This is a genomic window from Streptomyces sp. NPDC087844 (assembly GCF_044742785.1).
Taxonomy (GTDB): Bacteria; Actinomycetota; Actinomycetes; order Streptomycetales; family Streptomycetaceae; genus Streptomyces.
Window position 1 is genome coordinate 22,357 of record NZ_JBIUVD010000015.1, and the last position, 15,403, is coordinate 37,759.

12 protein-coding genes and 1 pseudogene are annotated in these 15,403 nt (G+C 68.3%); 8 read left to right on the top strand and 5 right to left on the bottom strand.

Translation table 11 applies throughout. The annotated features are described in order from the left end of the window. Position 1 precedes the first annotated feature (1 nt). The 3 genes from ACIOKD_RS26510 to ACIOKD_RS26520 are packed head-to-tail and all read right to left on the bottom strand — an operon-like array spanning position 2 to position 5,244. Entirely contained in the window at positions 2 to 988 is a 987-nt protein-coding gene (locus tag ACIOKD_RS26510) for a hypothetical protein (RefSeq protein WP_402088817.1), read from the bottom strand. A 52-nt stretch (positions 989 to 1,040) separates the two neighbouring features. After that, complete coding sequence (locus tag ACIOKD_RS26515) at positions 1,041 to 4,181, bottom strand: DUF3427 domain-containing protein (protein WP_402089281.1); 3,141 nt, start codon at positions 4,179 to 4,181, stop codon at positions 1,041 to 1,043. 46 nt (positions 4,182 to 4,227) lie between these two features. Beyond that, entirely contained in the window at positions 4,228 to 5,244 is a 1,017-nt protein-coding gene (locus ACIOKD_RS26520; RefSeq protein WP_402088820.1) for an SEC-C domain-containing protein, read from the bottom strand. A 180-nt stretch (positions 5,245 to 5,424) separates the two neighbouring features. On the opposite strand from ACIOKD_RS26520, the gene ACIOKD_RS26525 reads away from it, so the two are divergent. From ACIOKD_RS26525 to ACIOKD_RS26550, 6 genes and pseudogenes are all read left to right on the top strand, one after another. Next, entirely contained in the window at positions 5,425 to 6,234 is an 810-nt protein-coding gene (locus tag ACIOKD_RS26525; RefSeq protein ID WP_402088822.1) for a class E sortase, read from the top strand. A 121-nt stretch (positions 6,235 to 6,355) separates the two neighbouring features. After that, entirely contained in the window at positions 6,356 to 6,670 is a 315-nt protein-coding gene (locus ACIOKD_RS26530) for a DUF6412 domain-containing protein (protein WP_402088824.1), read from the top strand. Positions 6,671 to 6,904: 234 nt separating this feature from the next. Next, positions 6,905 to 7,690 carry a YidC/Oxa1 family membrane protein insertase gene (locus ACIOKD_RS26535; RefSeq protein ID WP_402089284.1) on the top strand — a complete coding sequence of 262 codons (786 nt, stop codon included), beginning with the start codon at positions 6,905 to 6,907 and terminating at the stop codon, positions 7,688 to 7,690. 138 nt (positions 7,691 to 7,828) lie between these two features. Next, complete coding sequence (locus tag ACIOKD_RS26540; RefSeq protein WP_402088827.1) at positions 7,829 to 8,686, top strand: fumarylacetoacetate hydrolase family protein; 858 nt, start codon at positions 7,829 to 7,831, stop codon at positions 8,684 to 8,686. 367 nt (positions 8,687 to 9,053) lie between these two features. Further along, the gene (locus tag ACIOKD_RS26545) at positions 9,054 to 10,787 is read left to right on the top strand and encodes a SpoIIE family protein phosphatase (RefSeq protein ID WP_402088830.1); all 1,734 of its coding nucleotides are present in this window, start codon (positions 9,054 to 9,056) and stop codon (positions 10,785 to 10,787) included. Between the two features lie 186 nt (positions 10,788 to 10,973). After that, a pseudogene (locus ACIOKD_RS26550) lies at positions 10,974 to 11,147 on the top strand (transposase); the annotation flags it as partial. Positions 11,148 to 11,251: 104 nt separating this feature from the next. Here ACIOKD_RS26550 and ACIOKD_RS26555 read toward each other — a convergent pair. Beyond that, positions 11,252 to 11,740 (bottom strand): heme-degrading domain-containing protein, encoded by a 489-nt coding sequence (locus ACIOKD_RS26555; protein WP_402088833.1) that lies wholly within the window; start codon positions 11,738 to 11,740, stop codon positions 11,252 to 11,254. Further along, positions 11,737 to 12,858: a Gfo/Idh/MocA family oxidoreductase gene (locus tag ACIOKD_RS26560; protein WP_402088836.1), complete on the bottom strand. Its 1,122-nt coding sequence runs from the start codon at positions 12,856 to 12,858 to the stop codon at positions 11,737 to 11,739. Before ACIOKD_RS26560 ends, ACIOKD_RS26555 begins: the two co-directional genes overlap by 4 nt. A gap of 152 nt (positions 12,859 to 13,010) precedes the next feature. On the opposite strand from ACIOKD_RS26560, the gene ACIOKD_RS26565 reads away from it, so the two are divergent. Both ACIOKD_RS26565 and ACIOKD_RS26570 read left to right on the top strand, forming a co-directional pair. Further along, positions 13,011 to 14,243, top strand: a complete 1,233-nt coding sequence (locus ACIOKD_RS26565; protein ID WP_402088838.1) for an ROK family protein — start codon at positions 13,011 to 13,013, stop codon at positions 14,241 to 14,243. A 243-nt stretch (positions 14,244 to 14,486) separates the two neighbouring features. Next, positions 14,487 to 15,365: a hypothetical protein gene (locus ACIOKD_RS26570; RefSeq protein ID WP_402088841.1), complete on the top strand. Its 879-nt coding sequence runs from the start codon at positions 14,487 to 14,489 to the stop codon at positions 15,363 to 15,365. Positions 15,366 to 15,403: the final 38 nt, after the last annotated feature.

Sequence of the window (15,403 nt, forward strand, 5' to 3'; positions counted from 1 at the left end):
GCTAGCTCCCTGAGGTGTGTGTCACATATTTCTCGCCATCCTGGTAGACCAGGCTGATGCCCTCTCTGTTCAGAAGGTCTTGAAGGTCTTCGTGCGGGTTCTCGGGGAGTAGTACAGCCAGCTTCGGGTTGGCAGGATCGATGTGCCGGACGTAGTCCTTGAGTTGCCCGATAGCCATGCGTATTTCCTCACGACTGCTCTCACCCTTCACGCAGTACAGCACGTGATCGGTGGCGTCGTATAGATCAGTTTTTAGAGTAGACCGCGTTCCTGCGATCTTTATCTGGTAGGCGAATACTTTGTGTTGCTGCTCATTGAGACGCCTGTGATAGTCGCCCAGAAGCTGCATCTTGCGATGTTCCGCTATGGTGCTTGGCTGGGCTGAACGCCTGCTCACCGACGCTCGCTTGCCTGGCGGCTCGACCATCGAACTTGCGGTCACCGCTGCTGACACCTGTTGGACTTGCGTTGTCTCCGCTGGAGTAATCGCGTCCTCGGGAATGTGTTGCACTTTCCCCTTCGGCCGCAGCCGAAAGACAATGATCAGTCGTCGATTTCCTTCGGGATCATCGGCTTCACGAATCGTGTAGGGTTGCTTAGCGTCAAGTTCAAATTCGCCGAGATAACGTTGCAGCTTTGCGGAGGAGCTGGAGCTCGGGTCTTTACCTGCTGCCATGAAGAGGCGCAGAGCGTTACCATCGTCAACATGGCGGAGAATGGCCTTGTTGCGGGAGCCGGCTAATCCTTCAAAGGTTTGATGCCCAATGCGACCTTTGCCTGTGTACTCGAAGATAGGGCCCAGGTCGTCTTCTTCTTCGAGCCAGCCATCCTCGTAGCCGTACTCTTTGCCGCTTGCGTGGTCTGTGTAGATTAATATATTTGGCGTCGCTTTGGATAGGATTATCCCTTCCTGATCTCCTCCGCCGAAGAGCTTCTTCATCTTGGCTCGCGTCGTGAGCTGCCCAGGTTCAATGGGAGATGTGTCCATACTCCGACGCTAGCGGACGGCACTGACTTTGAGTCTGGGATTTGGCCCGCTGCTAGCCCGCTGCGATAGCCGAGTACGTCCACACATCGGCTGGAAGATCATGCTTTAGGCGCCAAGTGATCGCCATTGGCTTGCTGCCGGTGTGCTCCACGTACGTTGCCGGTCCCAGGAGCATCCAGGGCTGGGACTTGCCCATGTCGTTGCTCTTGTAGCGGCGCATGAACAGCAAGACGTGACTTCCCTGCTGTTCATGCTGCTGGTAGCGCAGACCAGTACGCGAATGACCCGCGATTGCGTTCTGCGATTCCCAGTGGAAAAGGTTGGGGCTGAGTGCGTAGTCCTTGTAGCGAATGGTGGGGGAGAAGTCCTTTTCGTTCTTCTCCAGCGTGATCAACAGGGCGTCGGTCTGTATCTGGTCGACCCACTGGACGCCCTGTGCGAAGGACCTTGGCATCTGGCCACCGAAACGGGCCACGCCGAGAGCAGCCAGAATTTCCGATCGGTTGTACGCGCTGTGAACTTTCAAAGGGACGTGGCGATGCGGGCCCGATAGCGGGATCGGAAAATGGTCTGATCGTTCGATGACGTAAGACAGCACTTGTCGAAGCTCATCGCGGAACACGTGCTGGGAGCGCAGTGAGTCGAGCCCCTGTTGGAAACTGGTGAAGCCTCCGGCGTTGTCCCACAGGTTGAAGAAGAGCATGTGGGCGTACGTCTGGTCGGTGGGAGCCAGATCTTCGTACGCAGGCGCATCGTCCGAGAGTAGGCGAAGGTAAGCGTGGGCACGCTCGGGGTCGTCAACATGCAGAAAAGAGTGAACGCGCTTAAGGAGTGCCGCTTCCTCTGGGGACGCGAGATCTTCAATAAGGTCAGCCTTGCGGAGGATGGCTGTCCATGAGTTGTCGCTCTTGTAGATCTCCCTGATCTCCCGGCGGCTCTCGCGGAGATAGTCTGCTATCCGCGGTGTGCTATAGGCCTTGGCTTCGGTCGCCAACGTCTTGATGGTGGCGCTCAGTTGGGTGCGAATATTGTCGAGGACGAGGTCTTTCGACTTGCCCTCCAGGATGATCTGGCATCCGGATGGAAGCTGAGGGAAATCTCGCTCGATATGGTCCACGAGTCGGTTCCGAGTGAGGTTCGTCAGGGCCCGGAACTGCTCCTCAAAGCGGAACTCCGCTCGATGCTGCCCGATGAAGTCCAGAACGGTGAGTACCGGCTTCGTCTCCGTGCGGCGCAGGCCGCGTCCCAGTTGTTGGAGGAAGACTGTGGCGCTGTTCGTCGGACGTAGGAGCAGGAGGGTGTCGACGTCGGGGATGTCGAGCCCCTCGTTGAACAAATCGACGGAGAAGATCACTTGCAGCTTGCCGTCGCGCAGATCGTCCAGAGCTTGGGCTCGCACCGCAGCGGGTGATTCGCTGTCGAGTGCCGCGGCCTCGAAGCCGGCCTTGCGAAAGAAGTCGGCCATGAAGTGGGCATGGACCTTGGAGACGCAGAAACCCAAGGCGCGCATGGCTCCTGGGCGGGAGACTTTGTCGCGGATCTGCTTGACCACGATGCGAGCGCGCGCGTGGTTTCCTGTATAGAGGTTGTCGAGCCCGCGGTCCGCGTATGTGCCCTTATGCCAACCGAGGTTGGTCAGGTCTGTGCCATCCGGGATGCCGAAGTAGTGAAATGGGCACAGTAGGTCGTTCTCAAGTGCTTCCCACAGCCGCATCTCCGCTGCGATGTGTCCATCGAAGAACTCATCTTGGACGTTTCGTCCGTCCATGCGCTCAGGCGTAGCAGTGAGGCCGAGTAGTTCCTTCGGCTTGAAGTGGTCGAGAACCCGGCGGTACGTGGCCGCTGTGGCGTGGTGGAACTCGTCAATGACGATGATGTCGAAGTGGTCCGGGGCGAGTTGTTCCAGTCGCTGAACCCGCAGCGACTGAACGCTGGCGAAGACGTGGTTCCAGTCTCGGGGGTCCTCGCCTCCATGAAGCAACTCCCCAAAGGATGCGTCATCGAGTACTTCGCGGTACGTACGCAACGACTGCCGGAGTATCTCCTTGCGGTGGGCCACAAAAAGCAACCTCGGTTTCCCGCCGCCGAGCTTTTTGCGGAGAGATCGGTAGTCCAGGGCAGCCATCACGGTCTTACCCGTACCGGTGGCTGCGACAAGAAGGTTGCGGTTTCGACCGCGAATTTCGCGCTCAACGGTGAGGCGTTCCAGCATGTCCCGTTGGTGGGGAAATGCCCGTACCTCAAGGCCAGAGAGATTGATCTTCAAGTCGGTTGCAGACCCGGTGCCGCCAGCCTGCGCGAGGGCTCGATCGAGGCGCTCACCATCACCGTCAGGGTCGTAAGACTCGAAGGCGATGTCGTTCCAGTACGCGTCAAAGGTCGCCTCGAACTTGTCCAGGACCGCGGGGGTCGCCACCGACGACAGACGTACGTTCCACTCCAAGCCGTCGAGCAACGCAGCTTTAGACAGGTTCGAGCTGCCGACATACGCGGTGTCGAAACCACTGTTGCGTCGGAACAACCATGCCTTCGCGTGCAGTCGCGTAGACCGGATCTCGTAGTTGATCTTTACCTCGGCACCGAAGTCGCGGACGAGGCGGTCAAGCGCATGCCGGTCGGTGGCGCCGATGTAAGTCGTCGTGATGACGCGAATCCGTACGTTCCGCTCCTTGGCGGCCCGGAGTGAGTCTTCCAGTACGCGAATGCCGTACCACTTTACGAAGGCACAAAGCAGGTCAACACTGTCCGCGGTAGCCAATTCGGCTCGCAGCTCCGCACCCAGACTCGGGTCATCGGAAGCGTTAGTGATGAGCGCCGTCTCAGACAGAGGCGTGAGCGGGCGGAGCGCGTAAACGCCCGGCGCCTCCTGCTCTGCGAGAGACAGTAGCTGCCGGGGGCCGTCCATGATGGCGCCGACGGACTCGTCAGGCTCTGGCGCACTTTCATCGAGCGACGACAGGATCTGGTTGGCGGCGGCGACCCGCTTGTCGTGCGGTAGTCGGCTCAGCCTGCGCCCGACAGCTTCAGCGATGTGGCGAGCGAGCACGTGCGGAGCCGATTCCGCACTGACTTCCTCGTGGATCGCCTTCCAACCTGACGCTTCGAGCTGCTCTATCTGACCGTGCAGGGTTTCGGTGATGAGCTGCTCATAAACACCGGCGTCCGGCTGGGCCAGATCCCCCGACTCCGCCACCCAATACTCCTTCGATTTCACACGCTACGTAGTGGGGAAAATTAGGTCACGCGTCGCCGCCGTGGCAGTCCCCATACCCCCGACCCGACCCGCACCAACAAGCAGCCCCCCGCTCCGGCGGCCAAGCCACAGCCCTCCCCCTCGCCGCCAAGGTCGTCGCATATTGCGGGAGCAGTGACGCGTCGCCCGGGGAAGCCAGTTCCGAGGCTGCGAAGGCCTCGTAAGAAGGGACCGTGCCCGTCACGATGCCCAGGTTCGGGGTGCCCGACGCGGCCAGTTCTCGTAGCGAGGCCTCTATCGTCGACAGGTGTTCCTCGTGGGACGGGTACTCCATGGACAGGGACGGGTACGCCGTCAGGAGTTCGGTCAGTTCGGGGGCCGGCCAGTGGAGGACCGCCACCGGGAACGGGCGTGACAACGCCTCGCGGAACGTGCCCAGTTCGGCGCGCAGGCGGGAGATCTCCGCCTGCAGTTCCGCCGGGTTGTCGGAGCCCAGCGACCACACGCGCTTCGGGTCGTGCAGCTCGTCCAGGGAGACCGGAGAAGAGTTGAGGGTGTCCGCGCGGCCGTCCCACTCGTCGTGGGGCAGGCCCAGCATCCGGCGTACGCGGTGGCGGCCGAAGAGGACCGGGAGGGTCGCGTACGGGGGCTCGGCGACGCCGGTCAGGAGGTGGACCGCCGCCTCCGTGAACGTCTCCTGCGCCGCCTCCAGCTCGTCGTGGGACTCCAGGGACTCGGCGACGATCACCCAGGGGGCCGGGTCGCGGGGTGCCGACGCGCGGACACCCTCGATGATCGCCCTGGCCTCCGCCTCGTGGCCGTACTCCCAGAGGTTGGCCGCCTTCAGGGCCCGTACCAGGAACGGGTTCTCCAGCGGGGCGGTGCTGGAGAGCAGGCGGTCGTAGAGAGAGGTGGCTCGCGGGCGGTCGTCGGCCAGTTCGAGGTGGGCCGCTGCCTGCACGAGCAGGTGTTCGGCATCCTCGGGATACAGGCCGGCTGTCCGCTCCAGGCGTGCTGCTTCGGCGTTGTGGTCGACGTACTCGGCAGGCGTGTCGGGGCGCATGAGTGACACCGTACTGCCGACCGCCGACAGAGGTGAGGTATGTGCAGGCCAGGGGTCGGATTGCCGCGGAGTGTTCAGCGCGGCGTCCATGGGGATGGTGACTTGGCGCCTCAGCCCCTATCGTGCGGCCCTCGGCACCAGCAGCCCGGTCCCGGCCCTGGTCCGGGAGAGGAGGCGCGCGTGCGGGTTCCCGTCATCCATCAGCGGGGTCGGCGGCGGCGTGCGCGTACCGCCCGGCTCCTCTGGAACAGCGCCGAAGTCCTTGTGACCCTCGGTCTCGTCCTTCTCCTGCTCGTTGCCCATCAGCTGTGGTGGACCAACCGGCAGGCCAAGGAAGGCGCCGAGCGCAAGGTCCAGGCCCTGGAACGGGAGTGGGAAGGGGAGAGAGGGGTGGGCAAGAGCGGCGGGGAGGGGGAGGGTGAGGAGGGGGAGGGGAGCGATTCAGCTGACGGGGAGGAGGTGGGTGTCGGGGGTCGGCTTGCGTCGGATGACGGGTCCGGGTTCGCGTCCGGGTCCGGGTCCGGGGCACGCCCTCGATGGGACCAGGCCTACGCCGTCCTCGCCATTCCCCGGCTCGGGCTCCGTGTGCCCGTCGCGGAAGGTGTCGGCAAGTCCGGTGTGCTCGACAAGGGATACGTCGGGCACTACCCGGACACCGCCCAGCCCGGCCGCGTCGGGAACTTCGCCCTCGCCGGGCATCGGAACACCCATGGCGAGCCCTTCCGGCATCTCGACCGGCTGCGGCGGGGGGACCGGGTCGAGGTGGAGACCCGGGCCGCCGTCCACACGTACGTCGTCGACCGGACGCTGCCGCGGACCTCGCCCGGGGACGGCGGAACGATCCGCGCGATTCCTCGCAGCACGGTCAGGCCCACGTACGGGTACACCGAGCCCGCGCGGTATCTGACGCTCACCACCTGCACACCCCAGTACACCTCCAAGTATCGACTGGTCGTCTGGGGGAAGCTGCGCTCCGTACGGCCTCGGTAGCCCCGGATCCGGTGATTCGGGGGGACGGAGTCCGTGTGGCGGCCTCCGGCAGCCGATCCTGTATAACGGCAGGAGGCCGCAGCGTTCGAAGTAGCCGAGGGACAGAGGGGAGGGGCAGTCGATGACACGGACCTGGGCGCAGGTGAAGCCCGCCGTTCTGCTGCTCGTTCTCGTTCTCCAGGTGGCGTTCCTCGACACCGGCAGCCTCTCCGGAGCCGTCGCCGTCGCGTTCGCGGCCACCGCCGCGGCCGGGTCCGCGCTCGCCGCCTGTTCCCTGATCTCCTCGCGTCTCGCGCCCGCCGTGCCCCGGACCCGGGTGCGTACGGCCATGCGCGACCGTGCGCGGCGCACGGCGTTCCTGCCGCAGCGCGATCCCGACGCCCGGGGGCGCACGCGTCCCCGAGCCCCCGGCCGGGCCCTCCCGACGGCCGCGTAGGGACTTCGCAGCAGCGTTCTTCCCGCTCCTGCTCCCGCTCCTGCTCCCGCTCCTCCTCCTGCTTGCGCAGTGCCCTTCGCGGGTCGTCATGCCGACGCACGTCACGTCTCACCTGGACGCGCGTCACGTCTCACATCTCCTCGGCATCGACGCATCACGAGACCCACGAGACCCACGGAGGGCTCACCCATGTCCGGCTTCTCTTCCTTGTTCTCCACCCTGTTCTCCACCTTCATGTCCGCTTTCGCGAGCCTCGTCGAAGGGCTCGCCGATCTCCTCGGCCCGCTCTTCCACGACTCGGCGACGGCCGCCGCGATCGTCCTGTTCACCGCGTTCGTACGGCTCCTCGTGCATCCCCTGTCGCGGGCCTCTGCGCGCGGGCAGCGGGCGCGGGCGGCGCTGCAGCCGCGGATCGCCGAGCTGCGCAAGAAGCACGGGAAGAACCCCGAAAAGCTGCAGAAGGCCGTGCTGGAACTGCACGCCGCGGAGAAGGTGTCCCCGCTGTCCGGGTGCCTGCCGAGCCTCTTCCAGCTGCCGGCCTTCTTCCTCCTCTACCACCTGTTCTCGAACTCCCGGATCGGCGACGAGGCGAACTCCCTGCTCGCCCACAAGCTCTTCGCGGCGCCGCTGGGGGACCGGTGGGCGGACGCGCTGGGCGACGGCGGGGTCTTCGGGGCGCAGGGGCTGGTGTACGTGGGGTTGTTCGTGATCGTCACCGTCGTCGCGACCTTCAACTATCGGCGTACGAAGCGGATGATGGCGGCCGGTGCGGCGCGCACGGCGGCCGGTACCGCCGGGACGGCCGGTGGGTTCCAGGACGGGCAGCAGCAGGTGCCCGGGCTCGGCGCGATCACCAAGGTCATGCCGTTGATGTCCTTCTTCACGTTGCTCACCGTGGCGTTCGTGCCGCTGGCCGCCGCGCTGTACGTGGTCACCAGCACGACGTGGAGCGCGGTCGAGCGGGCCGCACTGTACCGGGACATGCCGGGTACGGTGCCGGCCGCCGCCGTGCTGGGCTGATCAAGGGCTGGCTCCCAGGGTTACGGTCCACTACATGAACCAGGTATTGCGGAGTGGACGTCGACCTTGGAGGATCGACCAGTCCTCCGATGGCTGCACCCGTCGGTGGGCCGCCCGCGATCAAGGGAGACACTGCTCATGAAGCTGCTGCGAGTCGGTACGGCGGGGTCCGAGCGTCCCGCGCTGCTCGATGCCGACGGAGTCCTGCGGGACCTGTCGGGCGTCGTGCCGGACATCGACGGGGCGCTGCTCGCCGACGACGCGGCGCTCGGCCGGATCCGTACCGCCGCCGAGGCCGGGGAACTGCCCGCGCTCGACGCGGACGGGCTGCGGGTCGGGCCGCCGGTTGCCCGGATAGGCAAGGTCGTCTGCATCGGCCTCAACTACCACGACCACGCCAGGGAGACGGGGGCCGAGCCGCCTGCCGAGCCGGTCATCTTCTTCAAGGCCGCGGACACGGTGGTCGGGCCGCACGACACGGTGCTTGTGCCGCGTGGCTCGGTCAAGACCGACTGGGAGGTCGAGCTGGCCGTCGTCATCGGGCGTACGGCGCGGTACCTCGGCTCGCGCGAGGAGGCGCTCGCGCATGTCGCCGGGTACGCGGTGGCGCACGACGTGTCCGAACGGGAGTTCCAGATCGAGCGCGGTGGGACCTGGGACAAGGGGAAGAACTGCGAGACGTTCAATCCGCTGGGGCCGTGGCTGGTGACGGCGGACGAGGTGCCTGACCCGCAGGCGCTCGGGCTGAAGCTGTGGGTGAACGGGGAGTTGCGGCAGGACGGGAGTACGGGCGACCAGATCTTCTCCGTGGCGGAAGTGGTGCGGTACGTGAGTCAGTTCATGACTCTCTATCCCGGGGATGTCATCAATACCGGGACGCCCGCGGGGGTCGCGCTGGGGATGCCTGAGCCCAAGCCGTTCCTGCGGGCGGGGGATGTCGTGGAGTTGGAGATCACGGGGTTGGGGCGGCAGCGGCAGGTTTTCGCCCCTGCGTAGTCGTTCCACTGGGGCTCCGGCGGGTGTGTACGCCGACAGGTGGTCACCGGAGCACCGGCCATGAGGCGAGGGCCCGGGATCGAGAGATGGGGAGCCGGGCCCTCGGAGACCGCGTAACCGTCGCGCAGGGGATGGCAGGTGCGCGTTGCCTGGTCAACGGCCGGCCCGTCCGGCGGACACGGAGCCCCTTCCAACCTGAAGGACGGTTTCCTCCTGCACCGGGCTGTGCTCAGGCAGGCTGTGCTCAGGCAGGCTGTGCTCAAGCAGGCTGTGCTCAAGCAGTCGACGCAGGGCAGACGAATCCGCGATGCATGCCGGGAACCGGTTGGGGTACTCGACGCGATTCGGGCTTGACCAGAGGAGAGACATGGACGACGCCGCCGCTCCCGGGAGGGACAGTGCTCCCCTCCCCGGGCACCAGGCGCGTTCTGGCGCCCCGCTCGACGGAACCTTGGAGAACCTACGGGCATCCGCCATCGCGGTCGATGACGACGGCCTCATCGTCGCGGTCAACAGCGCGGCGCGGAACCTGCTGGGCAGGGAAGCCTCAGAACTCGTCGGTCAGGACTTCCATGACCTGCTGCACCGGGACAGATACGGGCATTCGGTGCCGCGCACACGCTGCCGGGTGAGGAAGGCACTCCTCACGGGCGACACCAGGCATGGCGACGCCGAGTGGTTCGCCCGCGGGGACGGCACTCTGGTCCGGTTGTCCTGGCTGGTCACGCCCTACACACTCGATCCGAGCCGGACAGGTGCGCTGGTACTGCTGTACGAGCCGCCGAAGCAGTCGGACGTCGACCACAGCGATGGCGAGCACTCCGCGGCGCTGACGGATCTGGACCGACTGGCCCTGCTGGCGGAGACGACCACGCAGCTCACGTCCACCCTGGACGTGGACGAGGCGTTGAACCGACTGGCCGCCCTGACCGTGCCCCGGCTCGCGGACTGGGCCGTGTTCGACCTGCTCACCGAACGTGACGAAGTGCGACGGGTGCTCGTGATGGAGCACAAGGACGGCATTCTCGTCGAGCGGGACGACCTGCAAGGCCCGATGCCTCCGGTGCCGGCGGAGTCGCCGATGCCCCTGTCACGGGCCCTGCGCGGAGCCGCCTCCTCCCTCGCCGGCCCCGCCACCTACCAAGGTCCGCCCGACTCCGGCATCGCGGTCGAGCAGCAGCGCCTGTTCACCGCAACAGGCATGCACTCCGCCGCCATCGCACCCATCCGCGGGCTGCGCGACGTACTCGGCGCCCTGACCCTGGGCCGCGCCCAGCGTCGTGACGCCTTCACCCCTGCCGACCTGCCGCTACTGGAGGACCTCACCCGCCGGGCGGGCCTGGCGCTGGACAACGCGCGCCTGTACCAGCGCCAGCGGAAAGTCGCCGAGACCATGCAACGCCACCTGTTGCCGCAACTGCCCGTCCTGCCCGGACTGGAGATGACCGCGCGCTACGTGCCCGCTCCGGACGCCTCATCCGTGGGCGGCGACTGGTACGACGCCTTCGCCCTGGCCGCCCATGCCCACGCACTGGCCATCGGCGACGTCGTCGGACACGATCTCGACGCCGCGGCCGGCATGGCGCAGGTCCGTAACATGCTGCGTGCCTTCGCCTGGTCCCACCCCGGGGCCGCACCCAGCGCCGTCGTCACACGGCTCGACGAGGCAGTGATGCACATAGCCGAGGCACCCATGGCCACCATGATCCTGGCCAAGCTCACACTCGGCGACGACACACTGTGGCGCCTGCGCTGGACGAACGCCGGCCATCCGCCGCCCCTGCTCATCACCCACGACGGTCAGGCCCGCTACCTCGACGGCGCTCACGGCATACTCCTCGGCACCGGAGTCACCAGACCTCGCCCCGACGCCGTCACCGTTCTGCCACCCCGGGCCACGCTCCTGCTCTACACCGACGGACTGGTCGAATCTCCGCACTACTCCATCGATCACGGGCTTGACCGGTTGCGCCGACACGCGGCCTCTCTCGCCCACCGCCCTCTCGATTCCTTCTGCGACCTGCTGCTGGACCAGGTCCGCCCCGAGGACAACGACGACGACGTCGCCATGATCGCGCTGCGAACACCCCCTGCCGTATGACTGTGCGGGCCCTGCGCAGCCCCGCCGGTGAACGAGGTCAGAACTCCGTGTCCGCGTGCTTGTCGGCCGAGGAGGACGGGCGCCACGGGCACGTACACCGTCTTGAGCGCGACCGTTGGCCGGTCCCGTCGGGCGGTGGAACCCGGCTGATGGCGACCGTTTTCGAGGCAGCACGCGGCGGACGGGCTGTGGGAGATCGCGAGGCCTCTTGTCCCGCCGTCGAAAGCACGGCGGCACGGCGGCAGGGCGGCACGGCGGCAGGGCGGTGGGGCGCAGGACACGCCTGACGAGACGCTGTTTGCGGCGATCATCTACGTGCTGGTCAGCGGATGTTCCTGGCGGGCCTTGCCGCCGTGCTACAACGGCTTCTGATCCCATGGCCCGTGAGCCCATTGCCCCGTGAGCCCATGGCCCGTGAGCCCGTTGCCCGTGAACCCGTTGCCCGTGAACCAGAGGCCCTTGTGCTAAAGAGCCTTGAAGTGGGTCAGAGCCCTCACCACCAAGGCGTGGTCCTCCAGTTGGGGGAGGCCCGAGACCACCACCGTGCCGATCACGCCCGCCCCCTCGACCGTGATCGGGAAGGCTCCGCCGTGGGCCGCGTACGTGTCGGAGTCCAGGCGGGACGAGGCCTCGAACGTGGTGTTCTTGGCCCGGAAGCGGGTGCCGACCAGGAGGGACGAGGCGGCGTAGCGCTCGACCACCCGGCGCTTGCGGTCGATCCAGGCGTCGTTGTCCTGGGTCGAACCGGGGAGCGCGGCGTGGAAGAGCTGCTGACCGCCGCGGCGGATGTCGACGGCGACGGGCGCGTCGCGCTCGCGGGCCAGGTCGACGAGGAGCGAGCCGAGGACCCACGCGTCCTCGTGGGTGAAGCGGGGCAGCGTCAGCCGGCGCTCCTGCTCCTCCAGTTCGGCGACCGTCGGTGCGGTGGGGGCCGGGTCGGTGGGAGTACTCACAGGGTCACCGTCACGTTCTCGTGGGCCGAGCGGTACGCGGCCTCCAGGACGTCCAGCGCGGCGGCGGCCTCCAGCGCGGTGACCGGGTTCTCCCCGGTGCCGCGCAGGGCCTCGGCCACAGCGGCGTAGTACGCGGGGTACGCGCCCGGCACGGTCGGGACCGGGGTGCCGCCGCCGGTCGGCGGGGACTCGCCCGAGCCGACACGGCCCCACAGCTCCTCCGGCTCGACACCCCACTCCTTCTCGCCGCCCGCGACCGGGCGTCCGCCGTCGCGCAGGGTGGCCTCCTGGGGGTCGAGGCCGTACTTCACGTACCCGGCCTTCGAGCCCAGCACGCGGAAGCGCGGGCCGAGCTGGGCCGTCGTCGCGGAGGCGTAGAGGTGGGAACGGACGCCGTTCGTGTGCGTGATCGCGATGAACGTGTCGTCGTCGGCCTCGGCGCCGGCCCGGCGGACGACCGACTCCGCGTACACCGTGGCCGCCGGGCCGAAGAGGACCAACGCCTGGTCGACCACGTGGCTGCCGAGGTCGTACAGCAGACCTCCGATCTCTGCGGGATCGCCGGACTCGCGCCAGCCGCCCTTGAGTTCGGGCCGCCAGCGCTCGAAGCGGGACTCGAAGCGGTAGACGTCACCGAGTCCGCCCTCGGTGATCAGCTTCTGGAGCGTCAGGAAGTCGTTGTCCCAGCGGCGGTTCTGGAAGACGGAGAGCAGCAGACCGCGTTCGTCGGCCAGGGCGGCCAGCTCGCGGGCCTCCGCCGCCGCGCCCGCGATCGGCTTGTCGACGACCACCGGCAGACCCGCTTCGAGGGCGGCCCTGGCGATCGGGACGTGGGTCTTGTTCGGGGACGCGATGACGATCAGGTCCAGCTCGTCCGCACGCTGCCAGAGCTCGTCGGGGGTCGCCGCGAAGCGCACGTCGGGGAACTCGTCCCGCGCCTGCCGCTGCCGGTCCGGGTTCGCCGTGACGACCGTGTCGAGGACGAGGCCCTCGGTGGCGGTGATCAGCGGGGCGTGGAAGACGGAGCCCGCGAGGCCGTAGCCGACGAGACCCACGCGGAAGGGGCCTTCCCGGCGGGAGCCCGGGCGGAGGGGGGTGTCAGAACCTGTGCCAGTCATGCCCTCCACTTAAACAACGCTGTTGCCAAAGTGCAAGCGCGGGGGACAATGGGGTGTGGACGCGCGGAGCGCCAGAGCGTAGGACCGCGGGAGCGCGGGACCGCAGGAGCGCGGGGAGCGGTAGGGCTAGCAGCGTGGAGGAGGAGTGCCGAGTGGCTGGGATCAGGGCCGCAGGACCGGGCGGCGGCGTGGTCAGCGGGGTGAACCTGCTCTCGCTGCGCAGCCACAACGCCGCGCTGCTGCTCGACCTGCTGCGCAGGGCCGGGCGGGCCGGGGTGAGCCGTCCCGAACTCGCCGAGCGCACGGGGCTGACCCCTCAGGCCGTCAGCAAGATCACCGCTCGGTTGCGCGAGGACGGCCTGATCGCCGAGGCGGGCCGGCGGGCCTCCACCGGAGGCAAGCCCCGGACCGCGCTGCGGCTGGTGCCGGAGGCCGGCCACGCGGTGGGGCTCCAGGTGGACCGCGACGAACTGCGCGCCGTCCTCGTCGACCTCACGGGCGAGGTCGTGGGGGAGCGCGGGGCCGCGCTCGACCTGGGAGCCGGGGCGGAGGCGGTGCTGGACGTGGTCGTGAACGAGGCCCAGGTGCTGATGGAGGGGCTGCACCGCGCCGGTGCCGACGAGCCCTCCAGGACCCCTCCGTTCTCCGAGCCCTCCGGGACCCCCGAGCCCTACGGAACCCCCGAGCCCTACGGAACCCCCGAGCCCTACGGAACCCCCGGGGCCGCCGTCCTCGGTGTCGGTGTCGCCATGCCGGGGCCGCTCGACCACACGCACGGCGTGCTGCACCGGGTGACCGGGTTCCCCGAGTGGGACGGGTTTCCGCTGCGGGACGCCGTGGCGCGGCGGCTCGGGGTGCCCGTGGTGCTGGACAAGGACACGAACGCCGCGGCGCTCGGACTGGCCGTCGGGGGCGAGGTCGGAGCGTTCGCGTACCTGCATCTCGGTACGGGACTGGGGGCCGGGCTCGTACTGGGCGGGGCCGTGCACCGCGGGGCCCGTACCGGGGCGGGGGAGTTCGGGCATCAGGTCGTTCAGCTGGACGGGCCGCCGTGCCCGTGCGGCAACCGGGGCTGTGTCGAGGCGCTGTGCCTCGCGGCGGTGGCCCGGGGGGACATCGACGAGGCGGCCCGTGTCCTCGGCGAAGGCGCCGCGAACCTCGTTGGGCTGCTTGACATCGACCTCGTCCTGCTGGGCGGACGTACGGTCACCGCGGAACCCGACCGCTTCGTACGCGGTGTCGGTGCCGTCCTGGACACCCGTGCCCGGCGCGAGGGCGCGAGCAGCCCCGTACCGGTGCGGATCGCGCCCGGCGGCGCGCGGGCGGTGGCGGAGGGAGCGGCCCAACTGCTGCTGGCCCCGCTGTTCGGCCGGACACAGGCCTGACCGGCGCTGGGGGAGCCCTCGGGCATCTGGCCGGAGACTGGCTTGACCGGCGGTGGGGAGGCCCCCGGGCATCTGGCCGGAAACCGGTCTGGCCCGCGGTGGGGAGCCCCAGGTTCGCCGGTCGGGTACTGGCCCGTCCAGGCGCGTCCCCGTCCCCGTCCGGACGAACCCCTGTCCCCGAACGGCCCCCGCCCCGCGCGCCGGAGCCGGCGCCCCGTACCCCCGTGGCAGGCTCCCGTGTCCATGCGACTGAGCAAGCCCCTGTCTCTCGCCGTGACCGCTGCAGCCGCCCTCACCTCCGTGCCCGCCGCGCAGGTCTCCGCCCAGGCCCTGCCCGAGGCCGGGCCCACCTGTGCCGCGTCCGGGAAGCGGGAGTTCCCCGTCCGTACCCGGATCCACGGCGGGCCCAACGCCTACGAGGCCGGCGGCGGATTCCGGATCTGGTACATCGACCTCACCAACACCACCGACGCCACCTGCGAGAACGTCCACCCGGTCGTCGTCCTGGTGGACAGGAAGCGGGCGTTGCGGCCGGAGCAGCCGCGCCTGGAGTTCTACGACGGGGACCGGCCCCGCCCCGTGACCTTCGAGCGGACCGACGAGGACGAGCACATCGGCGTGCTCGGTTCCGCCGGGCCCGGTTCCCCCTCCCTCGGCTCCTCGGCGCCCGGCTCCTCGGCGCCCGGCTCCTCCGCGCCCGACTCCTCCGAGGACGACGACTTCCCGGGGTTCACCGTCGCGCCCGGCAAAACCCTCTCCGTCAAGGTGCGGCTCGCGGTCACCTCGGACGCGGTGGCCAACGACATCGTCGCCAACGCGGCCGTCGTGCAGCGGCACCAGGACGACGGCGCCTGGGTGGGCCAGTCGAACGACTACCGGTTCCGCATCGTCGGGGGCGCGGCCGGGAGCAGGGAGACGGGCGAACCGCGCGGTGACACGGGTGTCCGGGACCCGGACCGGCAGGGCGCCGCCGACGGCGTACCGGACGGGCTGCCGTTCGCCGACGAACTGGCCGGTACGGGGCTTTCCTCGCCCCGCGCCCTCCTCGCCGCGGCCGGCGGCGCGCTGCTGCTCCTGGCCGCCGGGACCATCGCACTGCTCATGGCCCGCCGCAGACGCTGAGCACGCGCGACCCCTCCCCACGCCCCCCACGCCCCCCA